General features: G+C 63.8%; 12 protein-coding genes. 9 read left to right on the top strand and 3 right to left on the bottom strand.

Translation table 11 applies throughout. The annotated features are described in order from the left end of the window. Positions 1–324: 324 nt before the first annotated feature. The 5 genes from yqeC to JFN90_RS19075 all read left to right on the top strand — a co-directional run bounded on the left by yqeC (position 325) and on the right by JFN90_RS19075 (position 5,806). Positions 325–1,107, top strand: coding sequence for a selenium cofactor biosynthesis protein YqeC (gene yqeC / locus JFN90_RS19095; protein WP_199396714.1), 783 nt, complete (start codon positions 325–327; stop codon positions 1,105–1,107). After that, the gene (gene mocA, locus JFN90_RS19090) at positions 1,104–1,742 is read left to right on the top strand and encodes a molybdenum cofactor cytidylyltransferase (protein ID WP_199396713.1); all 639 of its coding nucleotides are present in this window, start codon (positions 1,104–1,106) and stop codon (positions 1,740–1,742) included. The genes yqeC and mocA overlap by 4 nt, the downstream gene beginning before the upstream one ends. Further along, entirely contained in the window at positions 1,739–2,476 is a 738-nt protein-coding gene (locus JFN90_RS19085) for a sulfite exporter TauE/SafE family protein (protein ID WP_199396712.1), read from the top strand. Before mocA ends, JFN90_RS19085 begins: the two co-directional genes overlap by 4 nt. Before the next feature lie 184 nt (positions 2,477–2,660). Further along, a complete protein-coding gene (locus JFN90_RS19080) occupies positions 2,661–4,463 on the top strand; it encodes a sensor histidine kinase (protein WP_199396711.1) in 1,803 nt (600 codons plus the stop codon). Beyond that, positions 4,460–5,806, top strand: a complete 1,347-nt coding sequence (locus tag JFN90_RS19075) for a sigma-54-dependent transcriptional regulator (protein ID WP_199396710.1) — start codon at positions 4,460–4,462, stop codon at positions 5,804–5,806. Before JFN90_RS19080 ends, JFN90_RS19075 begins: the two co-directional genes overlap by 4 nt. Positions 5,807–5,818: 12 nt before the next feature. On the opposite strand, the gene JFN90_RS19070 is transcribed toward JFN90_RS19075, so the two are convergent. Genes JFN90_RS19070 through JFN90_RS19060 form a run of 3 tightly spaced genes read right to left on the bottom strand, consistent with a single transcriptional unit; the run spans position 5,819 to position 10,112 of the window. Continuing rightward, on the bottom strand, positions 5,819–7,099 hold the full coding sequence (locus JFN90_RS19070) for a hypothetical protein (protein ID WP_199396709.1): 1,281 nt from the start codon (positions 7,097–7,099) through the stop codon (positions 5,819–5,821). A 26-nt stretch (positions 7,100–7,125) separates the two neighbouring features. Continuing rightward, positions 7,126–8,421 carry a hypothetical protein gene (locus JFN90_RS19065; RefSeq protein WP_199396765.1) on the bottom strand — a complete coding sequence of 432 codons (1,296 nt, stop codon included), beginning with the start codon at positions 8,419–8,421 and terminating at the stop codon, positions 7,126–7,128. 59 nt (positions 8,422–8,480) lie between these two features. Continuing rightward, positions 8,481–10,112: a benzoate-CoA ligase family protein gene (locus JFN90_RS19060; RefSeq protein ID WP_199396708.1), complete on the bottom strand. Its 1,632-nt coding sequence runs from the start codon at positions 10,110–10,112 to the stop codon at positions 8,481–8,483. Between the two features lie 218 nt (positions 10,113–10,330). On the opposite strand from JFN90_RS19060, the gene JFN90_RS19055 reads away from it, so the two are divergent. From JFN90_RS19055 to fabG, 4 genes are all read left to right on the top strand, one after another. After that, a complete protein-coding gene (locus JFN90_RS19055; protein WP_199396707.1) occupies positions 10,331–12,187 on the top strand; it encodes a bifunctional acetyl-CoA hydrolase/transferase family protein/GNAT family N-acetyltransferase in 1,857 nt (618 codons plus the stop codon). Positions 12,188–12,450: 263 nt separating this feature from the next. Further along, complete coding sequence (gene had / locus JFN90_RS19050) at positions 12,451–13,527, top strand: 6-hydroxycyclohex-1-ene-1-carbonyl-CoA dehydrogenase (RefSeq protein ID WP_199396706.1); 1,077 nt, start codon at positions 12,451–12,453, stop codon at positions 13,525–13,527. Beyond that, on the top strand, positions 13,524–14,333 hold the full coding sequence (locus JFN90_RS19045; RefSeq protein WP_199396705.1) for a cyclohexa-1,5-dienecarbonyl-CoA hydratase: 810 nt from the start codon (positions 13,524–13,526) through the stop codon (positions 14,331–14,333). Before had ends, JFN90_RS19045 begins: the two co-directional genes overlap by 4 nt. 214 nt (positions 14,334–14,547) lie before the next feature. Further along, positions 14,548–15,261, top strand: coding sequence for a 3-oxoacyl-ACP reductase FabG (gene fabG, locus JFN90_RS19040; protein WP_199396704.1), 714 nt, complete (start codon positions 14,548–14,550; stop codon positions 15,259–15,261). The last annotated feature ends 207 nt before the right edge of the window (positions 15,262–15,468 follow it).

Below are 15,468 nucleotides of genomic sequence, written 5' to 3'. Positions count from 1 at the left end.
GGCCTGCGCGCCGTAGCGCTTCGGTCCGCGAAGACGGGAGGGGCTGGGGGGGAAGCCGCAAGCAGCAGAAATGATGGCACCTTCCCCCACCCCCTTACCCCCTCCCGCAAGGGGAGGGGGGGACTGCAGCGTGGACCCAGGTGCTGTTGCCACGCAGGACGTGACAACCCCTCACGTCCCCCCCTTTTGCGAAGGGGGGACAGGGGGGATTTGCTCCTTGTTTCTGCCTCCGAGCTTTAGTGGCAGTCCCAGGGCACATCCCCCACCGGTTGATATCTCGCGTGCGAGGCATTTTCAGCGGGACGGGCGGAAAAAGGAGGCACCATGCAACCGATAGAAGACGTACTCTGCCCGGCACCGCGCGGGGTAGTGAGCATCACCGGAGCCGGGGGGAAGACGAGCCTCATGTTCTACCTGGCCCGCGTCCTGTCGCAGTCGGGGAAACGGGTGCTGGTTACCACCACCACCAAGATCTATCCCCCCACCGCCAGGCAATGCTGCAGGGTGCTGGTAGATACGGACCTGGAGGCGATCGGGCGGTGGGCAGCAGGTCACTCCGCACACGAACCGGTGACAGCGGCGGCGCGACACGACACGGAATCCGGAAAGCTGCTGGGGTTCGCGCCGGAGGACATCGACTCCCTACACCGCTCGGGCCGGTTCGACTGGATCATCGTGGAGGCCGATGGCTCGGCGCGGCGCCCGCTCAAGGCTCACGCGAGCCACGAACCGGTGATCCCATCCTGTAGCACCGTGCTCGTGGCCGTGGCCGGTCTTGACGTACTGGGGCAGCCGTTGAATGAAGAGTGGGTCTTTCGTCCCGAGCTCGCCGCGCCCTTGATGGGACTGGCCATAGGCGACACCATTGGCGCGGCGGACTTGATCCGGATCATCCTCCATCCCGAGGGGCTCTTCACCGGCGCCCCCAAAGATGCGCGCCGTTTCCTGTTCCTCAACAAGGCGGACACCCCGCAGCGCAAGGCGCTCGCCGCCGAGATCGCTGCCGCCGTGCAAGAGGAGGCGCCCCCGGTTGCGGAGGCGCTGCTGGTGGGGACGGCACTGGAGGGCGTCACCCTGCACGCCCTCTACCCCCTGGTGGCGCCATGAGACGGGTCGCGGGCATCATCCTGGCGGCGGGGGAGGGGAGCCGCATGGGGACGACCAAGCAGCTCCTCCCCTTCAGGGGGAAGAGCATCCTAGAGTGGGTGGTGCAGAGCGCGCTTGCCTCGACGCTGCACAGGGTCGTGGTGGTTGTGGGGCACGAAGCGGAGCGGATCGTCCCGCTCATCGAGGGGGGCGGCGTGGAGGTGGCGCTGAACCCGGAGTACCGCCGGGGGCAGAGCTCCTCGCTCAACTGCGGGCTCCGGTCCCTCGGGCCGGAAACCGATGCGGCGCTCTTTCTCCTGGGGGACCAGCCGCTCATCACGCCGGCGGTTATCGACTCCCTGATCCGCGCCTACCGATGCTCGGCGCACCCCATCGTGATGCCGGTGTACCAGGGGCGGCGCGGCAACCCGGTCCTCTTCGACCGCGAGACTTTCCCCGCCATGATGGAACTGCCGGCCGACTGCGGAGCGAGGCCGCTCTTCGAGAAGTACCGGGAGCGCCTGCTGAAGGTCCCAGTGGAGGATGTCTCCATCCATTTCGACATAGACACCGCCGCCGATTACCGTCGGCTCTTGGAACTCGATGGGGGTGGCGCCCTGGCAACTTTCACCTGCAGAGAAAGGATCCCGTCATGAACCTGGAAACGTACATCGTTCTTTTCAGCGCCGTCCTGACCGTTGCCGTCCTCTACTCCTGCGTCGGCCACGGCGGCGCCTCGGGCTACATTGCGGTACTCGCCCTTTTCAGCGTAGCCCCGGAGGTTTTCAAACCGACGGCCTTGCTGCTGAACATCATGGTGGCCTCGGTCGCCGCCTACTCCTTCCGGCGCGCCGGACATTTCTCCTGGCGCCTTTTCTGGCCTTTCGCGGTCACTTCCATACCGTTTAGCTTCCTCGGTGGATACCTCAGCCTTCCGCAGCATCTGTACCGCCCGCTGGTGGGGGTAGTCCTGCTGGCTTCGGCCTGTCGGCTCCTGGTGCACCGTGAACCGGACGCCGCCTCGCTGCGCCGTCCGTCGCTGGCGGCCTCTCTGCTGCTGGGAGCCGTGCTGGGGATTCTTTCGGGGCTGACCGGGGTGGGAGGGGGGATCTTTCTGAGCCCCATCATGATGCTGCTGCGGTGGGGGCGGGCGCGGGAGGTTTCCGGGGTGGCCGCCCTGTTCATCCTGGTCAACTCCAGCGCCGGGCTTCTGGGGCACGTGAGCAGCCTGCAGCTCGTGCCGGGGTTCGCTCCGCTTCTGGCGGTGGCCGCCATCGCCGGGGGATGTGTCGGCTCGTTCCTCGGGAGCAGCTTCCTTCCGGTGCGCCGGATCGTCAAGGCGCTGTCGTTAGTGCTAACGGTGGCCGGGGTCAAGATGTTGCTGGTGTAAGGGGCGCTCCTTGCACCGGAGTGTACGCGTGAAATTGAGCTTGACCGAAATGATGTAATAAGGTACCACTATACCATTATTTGCTATGGTGGCCTTTATCCCCTTTGCGACGGGGGATAAAGGAACGAGCTGAGACGAGCTTGCTGTACCTTTTAATCAGGCGATGTTCCCCAAGGGATTGCTCATGACCGCGTTTTTCCGCACACTCAAGCTCCCGCTCGCCCTGGCGCTTATCGTCGCCCTGACCGTCAGCGCCGTCATCACCATCCGCCGCGCCAACAGCGCCGTTCGCGCCGAGGCGCGGGCCCGCTTCTTCGAACAGTACAACCGGCAGCAGTACCTCGTGGCGGAACTCACCGCCCATTCCCTCGATGAAATGTTCGCCACCTTCAGCCGCAACCTGGAACTGGTCGCCAGCCTTTTCGACGACAAGCAGGTCGACCGCAGGCAGGCTCAGCGGGTCAAGGCGCACCTGGAAAAGGTCTATGGCTCGCTTCTCGGCACGCCGGTCATCGACCTGGTCGTCTTCGACAAAAACGGGGTCGCCGTTGCCATAGAACCGCACGACGACTTTACTTTGGGGCGCAGTTACGCCTGGCGCGACTACTACCGGTGGGTACGCGACCAGCGCCAGCCGGGACGGATGTACATCTCGCCGTTCATGCGGATGGAGGGGGGGCGCTACCGGGGGGTGAAGGAGCTGATTGTCGCCCGCGGTATCTACGGCCCGCGCGGGGAGTTCAACGGTGTCGTCGCCTGTACCCTTAATTTCGATCAGTTGGCCCGAAAGCATGTCCTCTCCGTGCGGGTCGGCAGGCACGGCCAGGCCTGGCTCATGGACAGTACCACCAGGACCGTCCTGGTCGACCCCAACGGCAGGATTGCCGGGCAGACCTTCGAGGAGGCTCTGCGCCAAAAGTGGCCGCGTCTTTACGACCTGCTGATTTCCGCCGGTAACGGCAAGCCCGGTAGCGGCTGGTACGAGTACGAGGACCCGGCCGATCCGCGCCTGCAGGTCCGCAAGCTGGTGAGTTACCACCCCGTGCGCCTGCAAAACCGACTCTGGACCGTCGGGGTGACCACACCGGAAAGGGAGGTGGAGGCGCTCCTCTCCTCGTTCCTGCAACGGCAGGAGGCCATCTCCACCACGCTGCTCGTGACCATAGTCGGGGTGGCGACGCTCCTTCTGGCGCTCCTTTACCACTGGAACCGGACCTTGGCCGCACAGGTCGGTCTGCACACGCGCGCGCTCACGCAGGCGCACGCCCGCCTCAAGTCAACCTTTGACGAGCTGCTGGTAGCCAAAAAGGTGGCCGCAACGGGCCATCTCGCGCTGGGGCTCGCCCACGAGATCCGAAATCCCCTCTCCGCCATCAGGATGAACATGCAGATGATCCGCAAGAGGATCGAACCCAGCGGGGTCATGTACGAAAACTTCTCCATCGTGGAAGGGGAGATCAAGCGGCTGAACCGCCTGCTGAAGGACGTGCTGGATTTCGCCAAGCCGCGCCCCCTGAGGCTGCAGCCGGTGTTGGTGGCCGAAATGGTCGGCCGCCTCCTGCAACTGATGTCGCAGCGCCTGCAAGATCGCGGCATCGGCGTCAGTACGGATATCGATCCCGGCCTGCAGCTGGTTTGCGACCCGGAACAGGTGCACCAGGTGTTGTTGAACCTCGTGCTGAACGCCATGGAGGCGATGGAGGAACGTCCGGAGCGGTCCCTTCGGATAACGGCCCTGCGCCAGGGGGGGCAGGCCCTGATCGCGGTAAAGGATACCGGGGCGGGGATCCCGCGCGACAAATGTGAGCAGCTATTCGATCCCTTCTATACCACCAAGGCCTCGGGGGGCGGGCTCGGGTTGTCAATCCTGCAGACCATCGTGGTGAACCATTGCGGGGTGGTGTCCGTCACCAGCGAGCCCGGCGAAGGAGCCACCTTCACCATAACCCTCCCGCTGAGCCCCCCGGGAAACGGAGAAGTCACGTGAAAACGATTCTGATTGCCGACGACGATGCCGCCATCAGGCGGACCCTGGAGCTGCACCTTTGCGAGGAGGGGTACTCGGTGGTCACCGCCGCCAACGGCCGCGTGGCGGTGGATATCGCGGCCGAGAGCCGCATCGACCTGGTGCTCCTGGATCTCCGCCTGGGAGTGATGGATGGCTTCGAGGCGCTGCGGCTCATGAAGGAGCACAGGGCGGAGTTGCCGGTAGTGATGATAACGGCCTACGACGACATGCAGACGGCGATCGAGGCGATACGGTTGGGCGCCATCGACCACCTCGGTAAACCGGTGGACCTCGACCTGCTGGACAAGGTCATCACCCGCATCTTCCAGATGAGCGCCCTTTCCAAAAGCGGCGTCGCCTTCTGCGATTCCCTCGATCCTCCTTTCGAGCCGAACATCATGGTGGGGCGCTCGCTGGCCATGAAGGAGGTCTACAAGGTGATCGGGGCGGTGGCGGACTCGCGCGCCACGGTGCTGATACAGGGGGAGAGCGGGACCGGAAAGGAGATGGTGGCCAGGGCGCTTCATTTCAACAGCAGTTTCCGCAACCGTCCCTTCGTCGCGGTGGCCTGCTCCTCCCTGGCTCCCACTGTTTTGGAGAGCGAGCTCTTCGGTCATGAGAAAGGGGCCTTCACCGGCGCCTACCGGACCAAGCCCGGCAAATTCGAACTGGCCCAGGGGGGGACGCTTTTTCTCGACGAGATCTCGGAGGTGAGCCAGGAGATCCAGGTGAAGCTGTTGCGGTTTCTCCAGGAAAGGGAATTCGAACGGGTGGGGGGCGTGGAGACCATCAAGGCCGACGTGCGCGTCGTCGCCGCGACCAACAAGGGGCTGGCGGGACTGGTGGCGGCAGGGGAGTTCCGCCAGGACCTTTATTACCGCCTTAACGTGGTGACCCTCGACCTGCCGCCGCTTCGGGAGCGCAAGGACGACATCGTTTTGCTGGTCCGGTTCTTTCTCGGCAAGATCAGGCAAGAAACCGGGAAGAACGTGGACGTGGTGCCGCAGGAAACGCTCGACCTGATCCTGTCCCATTCCTGGCCGGGTAACGTGCGCGAGCTGGAGAATGCGCTGCGCCGTGCCGTACTCCTCTCTCGAAGCAACGTCTTATTGCCGGAATACCTGCACCTTTGGGGGGGGCGCGAAGAGGGGCGGCTTGCCCTGGTGATGAAGCCGCTCCACGTCGTGGAACGGGAACACATCGAGAACGTCCTTATGTACACCAGTTACGAGAAGAAAAAGGCGGCCGAGATACTGGGGATATCTCGGCCGACCCTGGACCGGCGGCTCAAGGAGTACGGGCTGGAAGAGCCGGCGACGTGAAATACAGACGAATCAGCAGTTCCCCTCTTCGGCCGTCGTTACTCCGGGGACTGCGGCGGGGGAGAGCGCCGGCTCGGGCACACTTCTCACCAGCGGCCATTTGTCGAAGAAGGTATTCAGGAAGAGCAAGGTCATGAGCAGGGCAAACTGCCCGGCCAGGGCCCCCAGCGGGGGGACCCCCATGCCGAGATCGTTGGCACCGTAGGGGATGAGCTTGAAGCTCTTCAGCCAGGCAACCCCGTACAGCGTCCCGCCGCCGAACCAGGCCGCCATGCGGCACAGTATCCTCGCGCCGGTCCCCGGCACCAGCGCGGCGTTGGGGTAGTCGTCAAAAAGGTGATGCCAGGCCAGCATGAAGACGATCACGGAGAGTTCCAGGGACGCGACGATCACGTCGGGGGGGAGCCCCGGCACCAGGTTGAGCGGCACGACGATGCTTTTGATGAGGGGCGGCATCACAAACCCCGCGGCCAGGGCGATGGCGAAGCCGGCGATACCCATGAGGGGCTGCTTCTTGGCCAGCAGTTTCATGGGGTAGAGTTCGCCACCCTCCACCGGCATGATCGCGAAAATGACGTAGGCCTGGCAGAAGGCGGCGAAGGCGGGCCAGGAGCCAAACGGTGGGGTGACGATCTGTTCCGGGCCGATGGCGAGCTTCATCCAGCTCGGGACGATCATCGCCATCCAGGCGATCCAGGTGAGGGCGGTACCAAGGGCGAGGGTCGCCCAGCTCTCGAACGGCTTTTCCCCCTTGCCGGCAAAGGGCCACTTCTGGAACAGCGAGACCAGCGGGATCTGGGCCACGATCACGGCGAGCGCGTAGAAGTTCGAGGCTTCCCACGCCTCGAGGGCCAGGTGCACCTCCTGGGCGGATCCTGGGGTGAACATGACGGCGAAGCTGAACGGTTTCCACCAGATCCCGAGAAAGCCGATCAAGGCGGTGAAGCCGGCCACTCCAGCGCTCCAGGCCACCAGGGTGTAGCCGATCCCGGTCCAGGGCTGCCGCGTGGTGAGGGCGTTCTTGCCGTGGTTTCCCATTACCAGGGTAAGCCAGATCCAGGTGTTGATGACCATCCAGAAGAAGGTGCCCCGGGCGACGGCGCCGACCAGGTTGCCGGCGGTTTTGGGGTCGGCGGCGGCGAGACCCTCGCCGGCGAGATCGAGGTAAAGGGCCTTGACGGTGAGGGACCAGGCGGGCCAGATCAGCATCGCCGCGACGAAACTGAGCGCGAGGGCGGCGACGCCGGTCCCGAGCTGGCTTTTGAACTGCCTCTTTGTCGTGTACTGCTCCATGCGATTCTCCTTTTTAAGGCGTGAAGTTAGAAGAAGTAGAAGGCGGAGAGGCGGTAGACGTTAGCCATTCCTGTGTCGGAGCTTCCCGCCGTGTTGTTGCCGTAGCGGGTGTCGAGGTGCTGGTATTCGGCGCCGAAGCGGATGGCGGCATTGATGTCGTAGGAGACGTTGGCAAAGAGCTGCGAGCTCCATTTCTGGTAGTTGGCAATTCCCGCGTAGCTGCCGTAGTCGTAGGCGTTGCGCCTGCCGTAGCCGGCGGTGACGCCCAGGTCCTGGGTCGGGTAGAAGATCCCCTGCCCGAACATGCCGTACCCTTTCGCGGGTCTCTTGTCCCCGGCGGGCCCGATGAGGGGCGAGGCGGTGGCGTAGTTGAAGGACATGTTCGCGGCCTGGTACGCCTGGGCCTCGAAGCTCGCCGTCATGGCGCGGGACTTGCCATCCTTGGAGGGCAAAACCGGCACGAACAGGTAGCCGCCGTATCCCCAGGAGTCGAGGCTCTGGCTGTTGCCGCCGACATCCTCCCGGCCGTACAGGCCGAAGAAGCCGGCCTGCAGCGGGTTCATGGAGAGCCCCCAGAAGCCCGGGGCAACGCCGAGACTTTTACTGAGCAGCATGGCCTGCCCGGCGCCGTTGACCATCCCTCCCCAGCTGTCCGTGGCGCTGCCGGTCTGCTGGTTCGAGTCCTGCACCGGGTTTTGCACCGACAGGCTCAGCTTCAGGAGGTTCTGGTCGGAAAGCTTCACCTTGTGCGTGACCCTCACCTGCGCCACGCGCGGCTGTTGCGGGTTGCCGGCGGTGGCCCCGAGGCCGAAATCGAGGGTGGAGGCGGAGGCGACGCCGAAGTTGTCCCAGTACTGGCCGAACAGAAGCTGGGTGTTCTCCCAGTCCATCGTCCCGTAGGCATGGCGCATCCTCAGGTTCCCGGATTCGTTGGTGCCGTTGGCGCCGTAGAAGTCGACCTCCACCAGCGCCGAGGTCTTCGCTCCCAGCACCGGCGGCCCCGCTACCTTGAACCAGAGGCGCGACTGGCGCGCGGTGAAGATCGACTGGTCCTGCTGCCCGGCGGGCGAACTCGACTTGGGGATCCCCCCCTGCTGCAGGGTCGCCAGGGCACCGTTGGAACCGAGGTTCACCGAGTTGTGCACGTAGTCGAGCTTCACCATACCGCCGAAGCTCATGTTGAACTTGCTCATCACCGGGGAGGCCATCTTGCCGTAGAAGCCGGGGGCCACCTCGCAGGAGGGGTTGAAGTCGCAGTTGTAGCCGGGTGCGCCGCTCGGGGCGAGTTCCTGCCCCAGTGCCGGGGCGGCCAGAAGCAGCATTGCAGGTAACAGGATTCTTTTCTGGAGCACGTGGCCCTCCTTTTGGTTGGCAGCCGCTCTCAGGCGGCCTGTTGTTGCTGCAGCAGGTTGCGCAGCTCGAAGCGTTTGATCTTGCCGGTGGCGGTCTTCGGGAGTTCATCCATGAAGCGGATCCAGCGCGGGTACTTGTAAAGGGCGAGGGACGACTTGACGAACTCCTTCAACTCCGTCTCCACCAGTTCGGACGGTTCCTTGGTGGCAGAAAGCACCACGAATGCCATCGGCTTGACGAGGTTGTCCTCGTCACAGGCGCCGATGACGGCGCACTCCAGGACATCGGGGTGTTCGATCAGGCAGGATTCCACTTCGTTGGGTGAGACCCAGATTCCGCCTACCTTGAGCATGTCGTCGGAGCGGCCGGCGCAGAAGAAGTACCCTTGGCGGTCGCAGTAATACTTGTCGCCGGTGTTCAGCCACTGTCCCATCATGGTCTCGCTGGTCTTGCCATGCTTGTTCCAGTAGTAGGCAGCGGCGCTGTCGCCCTTGACTAGCAGCGTCCCGATCTCGCCGGGGGGGACGTCGTGCATGCTCTCGTCGACGATGCGCGCTTCGTAACCCGGGACCACCTTCCCGGAACTGCCCGGGGTGATCTCGCCGGGGCGGTTGGAGACGAAGATGTGCGCCATCTCGGTTGAGCCGATTCCGTCCAGGATGTCGAGCTGGAAACGGGCTTTCCAGCGGTGCAGGTAGGCGGGGGGGAGCGCCTCTCCGGCTGAGACGCAAAGGCGTACGCCGGCCATGGAACCTTCCTGTTCCAGCATCTGGCCGTAGAGGGTCGGGACCCCGAAATAGAGGGTGGGGCTGTGCCGGCGCACGGTGGCATAAACCTGCTCCGGAGTTGGTCGTTGGGGGAGGTACACGGCCGTGGCGCCTACGTGGAACGGGAAGTAGATGCCGTTGCCGAGACCGTAAGCGAAGAAGAGTTTCGCCGCCGAGAAGAAGACGTCGTCCTCCTTGATGTCGAGGACCTTCATCCCGTAGGTGTTGGCCGCGTACACCATGTCGTGTTGCAGGTGCACCGTCCCCTTGGGGGAACCGGTCGACCCTGAACTGTAGAGCCAGAAGCAGGCGTCGTCGCGGCAGGTAGGCGCCGTGTCGAGCCGGTCCGACTGGGCCGCCAAAAGCGCGTCGAAGTCCAGATCTCCAGTGCGCATGCCGTTCACAGAAGGCTCGCCCGAGCAACAAGGGGCCTGCCCCCCGTAGCCTTGGCGAAGGGGGGAGCCTTGGCGAAGGGGGACGATCACGTGCTCCAGGAAGGGGAGGTTGCCCCGGATCGGCTCGATCATCTCAAGAAGGGGCGCATCCACAACCAGGACGCGTGTCCTGGAATCGTTCAGGTAAAACTGGAAATCCTGCGAGCGGTTCATCGTGTTCAGGCAGACCGGGACCGCCCCCATCTTGATAGCCCCGAAGAACGCCTGCGGGTAGACCTCGGTGTCGAGAAGCAGGAGGGCTACGCGTTCCTCCATGCGGACACCAAGCGATTTCAGGGCGTTGCCGAAGCGATTCATCCCGGCCTGTATCTGGGCGTAGGTGAAGGAGCGGTCCTCGCAGAGCACGGCCACTTTGCCCCCTCTCCCTTCACGCACGTTGCGGTCAACGAAATGATCGGCGGCATTGAAAGTGTCCGGCAGGTTCAGACTGTACGGCATGTCGGCCTCCTTTTGGTGCAGGTGTGAATTTTGTAAAATAGTGTTTTGCACCAGATGGGCCAAGCGAGTATGCTGTGGTGATTTTAATGGTATGTTGCTGAATGTGTGACGTTATTTGTGGCCTGAGTATTGATAACAGTGTTAACTTGTTAATGTCGGGCGCGGCGTGCGTGTAACGTTCTGAGGATGGGTTGTAAAGGTTTGAGGGGGGAGGGGATATGGACGTACGACTCATGGAGCAGTATCGGCAAAAGCTGACGACGGCCGACGAGGCGGTGCGGCAAATCCAGTCCGGGTGGCGCGTCTTTCTGGGGTCCGGCTGTGCGGTACCGCAGACGCTTCTGGCCGCGCTGGTGAGAAACGCCGGCTCTTTCCACGACCTGGAGCTGATTCAACTCCTCGCCTTCGGCACCGCTGACTATTTCACCAGCCGCCATCTCGGGCACCTGAGACACAACTCCTTCTTCATCAGCAGCCAGATTCGTGAGGCGGTCTGTGACGGCCGTGCCGACTACACCCCCATATTCCTGAGCGAAATACCGGAACTGATCCGTTCGGGGCAGCGGGGAAACCAGGTGGCTCTTCTGCAACTCACCCCGCCGGACCGACACGGCTACTGCAGCATGGGGATCAACGTGGATATCCAGCGGGCGGCGCTGGACCGGGCACGGCTGGTGATCGCAGAGATCAACCCGCGCATGCCGCGTACCTTCGGCGAGACCACCGTCCATCTCGACCAGATCAACGCCATCGTGGAGTCCGACGCACCCATCCTCGTCTCCGAGCCCAAAGAAGCCGACGAGGTGGAGCTGCAGATCGGCTACCACATCTCCAGGCTCGTCGAGAACGGCAGTTGCCTGCAGATCGGGATCGGCGCCATCCCCGGGACGGTCCTCAAGTTCATCGCCGACAAGCGCGACTTGGGCATCCATACCGAGATGTTCAGCGAGCAGCTTTTGCCGCTCATCGAGCAGGGGAACATCACCAACCGGCTCAAGAAGGTCCACCCCGGCAAGAGCGTGGCGAGCTTCGTGATCGGCAGCCGCTCGCTCTACGACTTCGTCGACGGCAACCCCGGCGTCGAGTTCTATCCCTCCGACTACGTCAACGACCCGCGTGTGATCAGCGCCAACGACCGCGTGGTCGCCATCAACTCAGCGCTGCAGGTCGACCTCACCGGGCAAATCTGCGCGGATAGCATCGGCTACAAGTTTTACAGCGGCATCGGCGGCCAGGTCGATTTCACGCGCGGCGCGGCCATGAGTCGCGGCGGCAAGCCGATCATCGCGATCCGAAGCCAGGGGAGGGACAACAGCGCGAGCCGCATCGTGCCGCGCATCGACGACGGCACCGGGGTGGTGACCAGCCGTGGCGATGCCCACTACGTCGTTTCCGAGTACGGCATCGCCTACCTGCACGGCAAGACGATACGGGAGCGCGCGCTCGCCCTCATCTCCATAGCCCACCCCGATTACCGCCGTGAGCTGCTTGATTTCGTCAAGAAGAAGCACTACGTCTACGAGGACGAGCAGGTGTGGCAGCAGGCGCTCGACCGTTACCCGAGGGAGTGCGAAGAGGCCCGCCGGTTCGCGGGTAGGGAGCTTCTGGTCCGCCCGCTCAAGGCGGTCGATGAACGCCTGCTGCAGGAGTTCTTCTACAGCCTCGACCCCGAGAGCGTGTACAACCGGTTCTTCGGCAGCAAGGTCCAGATGGCGCACCGCGAGGCCGCGAAGCTCGTCTGCATCGACTACGACAGCCGGATGGCGCTCGCGGTGTTTGATACCGTGGAGGGGGACGAGAGGATGGTGGCGGTGGCGCGCTACGCAGTGAACCCTCGCACCGCCATGGCCGAGACCGCCGTCGTCGTGCACGAGGATTATCGTCGCCAGGGGGTCACCCGTTATCTCATGCGCCGGCTCGAGCAGTACGCCAGGGGGCACGGTGTAGAGGGATTCCAGGCCGAGATTCTACCAACCAACGAGGCGATGCTCCGCTACCACCGCGAGCTCGGGCATTCGGTGGTCTTCTCCCAGGAAAGCGGGAACTTCCACATGGAGTACCGCTTCGAGGCGTGATCTGGTGATTGGATAACGCTGTTACTTCCATTGCTGTGCCGGTTGTCTGTCCTTCCCTCGGGATTCGTTCTCCGCGCTGCTTCGTTGCAACACAGCACCGGTTACAACGGATTCTATTCCCCCTTTCCAAAGCAACGTCCCCGCAAAAAAAATGACTAAATGAGCTTGACACCTAAATTGGTATTGTGGTACCTATTTACACAAAACAAAGTTTTGCTGATCCGTATACCACCCGGACAGCCACTAACGAAGGAGGAGGTTTTATGTCCAAGCAAGCGTATCGCTGGTCTATGATGGCCGTTGGTGAACCTATGGCGAAGAGCGAATTCACCCCGACCCCGGGAGCCGGTGAGGTCGTGGTCGAGGTTGCCGGCTGCGGCGTCTGCCATACCGACCTCGGCTTTTACTACAGCGGAGTCCGTTTCAATCATCCCGCGCCGCTCACGCTGGGGCACGAGATCTCCGGCCGCGTTATTTCCACCGGCGAAGGCGCCGGCACCTGGATGGGCAAGGCTGTCCTCATCCCGGCCGTCATGCCGTGCGGCGAGTGCGACCTCTGCCTCTCCAGCCACGGCACCATCTGCCGCGCCCAGCAGATGCCGGGCAACGACATCCACGGCGGTTTCGCGTCGCACATCGTGGTGCCGGCCAAGACCCTCTGCCCGGTCGACGAGAAGCGCCTGGCCGCTTCCGGCCTTACCCTGGCCGATATCTCCGTTGTCGCTGACGCGGTGACCACACCGTACCAGGCCGCGGTCCAGGCCGAGGTGCAGCCGGGAGACGTCGCCATCGTCATCGGCGTCGGCGGGGTAGGCGGCTACGCGGTTCAGGTCGCCAACGCCCTCGGCGCGACGGTGATCGCCATCGACGTCGACCAGGTGAAACTGGACAACATGGCACAGCACGGCGCCGCGCTCACCCTCAACTCCCGCCAGATCGCCGGCAAGGAGCTGAAGAAGGCGATCAACGCCTTCGTGAAAGAGAAGGGTCTCAAGGAGACCTGCTGGAAGATCTTCGAGTGCTCCGGCAGCGCTCCCGGCCAGGATACCGCCTTTGGTCTCCTTACCTACGGCGCCACCCTTTCCGTAGTCGGCTTCACCATGGACAAGATCGAACTGCGCCTCTCTAACCTGATGGCCTTCCATGCCCGCGCGCTGGGGAACTGGGGCTGCCTGACCGAGCTCTACCCGGCCGCGCTCGACCTGGTCCTGGACGGCAAGGTCAACCTGGCCCCCTTCATCGAGAAGCACCCGCTGGACAACATCAACGAGGTCTTCGCCTCGGCGCACTCGCACCAGCTCACCAGGCGCGCCATCCTGGTCCCCGGAGGTGTGCAATGAGCCAAGCCGCCGCAGCCGCACCGACCATGACGGCGCCGGCCGAGTCCCCGCTCAAGGTGAGCCTCGAGCGCGACGGCCGCCTCCTGAAACTCACCCTGGCGCGCCCGAAAGCCAATATCGTCGACGCCGCCATGATCGCCGCTTTGCAGGCTGCCCTGGACGAGTATCTTGTCCGTCCGGAGCTGAGGGCCGTCCTGCTGAACGCGGAAGGGCCGCATTTCAGCTTCGGGGCCAGCGTCGACGAGCATATGCCCGACTCCTGCGGGCAGATGCTGAAATCGCTGCACGCCCTGGTGTTGAAGCTCGTGGAGAGCCCGGTGCCGGTCCTGGTCGCGGTGCGCGGGCAGTGCCTGGGCGGGGGGCTCGAGGTGGTCGCGGCGGGTAACTTCATCTTCGCCGCACCCAACGCGCAGCTCGGACAGCCGGAGATCAAACTTGCCGTCTTCGCGCCCGCTGCCTCCTGTCTCTTGCCGGAGCGGATCGGGCAGGCGCAGGCGGAGGACCTCCTTTTCTCGGGTCGCAGCGTGAGTGCGGAGGAAGCGCTCCTTCTGGGTCTCGTCTCGGTGGTTGCGGAGGATCCGGATCAGGCGGCCTACGACTACTTCGACAAGCATCTCGCGGGCGTGAGCGCGAGCACCCTGAGGTTCGCCGTCAGGGCCGCCCGCAGCCAGTTCGCGCAGCGGGTGCGGGCGAAGATCGAGTTCGTGGAGAAGCTTTACCTGGAAGAGATGATGAAGACGCACGACTCCGTCGAAGGGCTTATGGCCTTCGTCGAGAAACGTCAGCCGACCTGGCTCGATCGTTAGGCGTGCGATAAGGAACTCACCTCCCTCAAGGGGGGAAGGGGGATTGCCGTTCTCTCGGACAGGCGGCAATCCCCCGGAGTCCAACAATGCAAAGATCAAATCCCCCCTGTCCCCCCTTCGCAAAGGGGGGAACCCGATGGCTCGGTTGCCCGCCCTTTACGGGAACACGAGCCTGGTTGGGGGGAGTACATCCAGCAGGTTTATAGGGGGCGACATGAGCAGCTTTTTGAATTTCAAGGGACGCACCGCGGTGGTCACCGGAGGCGCGCGCGGACTGGGGCTTTCCATCACCCGCATGCTCCTGGAGCACGGCGCGAAGGTGCACGTGTTCGACGTGGCCGATGGTGAAGCGGGAGCCGGGTACCAGTTCCACAAGGTCGACATCACGGACCCCGCCAGCGTCTCGGCCGCCGTGGCTGCCATCCCGGACCAGGTGACCCTTCTGGTCAATAACGCTGGCATCACCCGCGACCGCAGCGTGTTCAAGATGTCGGACGACGAGTGGCAGTCCGTGCTCGGGGTTAATCTCACCGGGGCCTTCAACGTGGTCAGGGCCTTCGCTCCGGGCATGAGGGATGCCGGCTACGGCCGTATCGTGAACATCACCTCGATTAACGGCATACGCGGCAAGTTCGGCCAGGCCAACTACTCGGCCTCCAAGGCGGGCCTCATCGGGCTTACCAAGACTTTGGCGCGCGAGCTTGGGCCCAAGGGGGTGACGGTGAACGCGGTGGCGCCGGGCATGGTGCTAACGGACATGGCGCTCGCCCTCCCCGCGGAGATCCTCGACAAGGCCAGGAACGAGTGCCTGCTCCCGGACCTCGCCAAGCCCGAGGACATCGCCAACGCGGTGGCCTTCCTCCTGTCGGACGCGGCCGGCAAGATCACCGGTGAGGTGATACGGGTGGATTCAGGGCAGTACATCTAGAACAGGCGCTCCTCCCCCCGGAGGGGGGAGGTCGGGAGGGGGGAGGTCGGGAGGGGGGAGTCGGATCGAGCCACTACGTTCCCCCTCCCTGTCCCTCCCCCTCCGGGGGCGGGGACGCTTTGGCGACTTACCCGGATGGCAGAATCATCGATGTACTTCCAAAGGCGGTAGGGGGCTTAACGGTGACGACGATCAGGGGAACCAATC

Origin of the sequence: Geomonas propionica, from assembly GCF_016458235.1 — a bacterium.
Classification (GTDB): Bacteria; Desulfobacterota; Desulfuromonadia; order Geobacterales; family Geobacteraceae; genus Geomonas; species Geomonas propionica.
Note: the sequence above shows the minus strand (reverse complement) of the source record. Positions and strands in the feature narration are given on the sequence as shown.

Coding starts and splice junctions, on each gene's coding strand:
- yqeC (WP_199396714.1), top strand. CDS start 325: ATGCAACCGATAGAAGACGTACTCTGCCCGGCACCGCGCGGGGTAGTG.
- mocA (WP_199396713.1), top strand. CDS start 1,104: ATGAGACGGGTCGCGGGCATCATCCTGGCGGCGGGGGAGGGGAGCCGC.
- JFN90_RS19085 (WP_199396712.1), top strand. CDS start 1,739: ATGAACCTGGAAACGTACATCGTTCTTTTCAGCGCCGTCCTGACCGTT.
- JFN90_RS19080 (WP_199396711.1), top strand. CDS start 2,661: ATGACCGCGTTTTTCCGCACACTCAAGCTCCCGCTCGCCCTGGCGCTT.
- JFN90_RS19070 (WP_199396709.1), bottom strand. CDS start 7,099: ATGGAGCAGTACACGACAAAGAGGCAGTTCAAAAGCCAGCTCGGGACC.
- JFN90_RS19065 (WP_199396765.1), bottom strand. CDS start 8,421: ATGCTGCTTCTGGCCGCCCCGGCACTGGGGCAGGAACTCGCCCCGAGC.
- JFN90_RS19060 (WP_199396708.1), bottom strand. CDS start 10,112: ATGCCGTACAGTCTGAACCTGCCGGACACTTTCAATGCCGCCGATCAT.
- JFN90_RS19055 (WP_199396707.1), top strand. CDS start 10,331: ATGGACGTACGACTCATGGAGCAGTATCGGCAAAAGCTGACGACGGCC.
- had (WP_199396706.1), top strand. CDS start 12,451: ATGTCCAAGCAAGCGTATCGCTGGTCTATGATGGCCGTTGGTGAACCT.
- JFN90_RS19045 (WP_199396705.1), top strand. CDS start 13,524: ATGAGCCAAGCCGCCGCAGCCGCACCGACCATGACGGCGCCGGCCGAG.
- fabG (WP_199396704.1), top strand. CDS start 14,548: ATGAGCAGCTTTTTGAATTTCAAGGGACGCACCGCGGTGGTCACCGGA.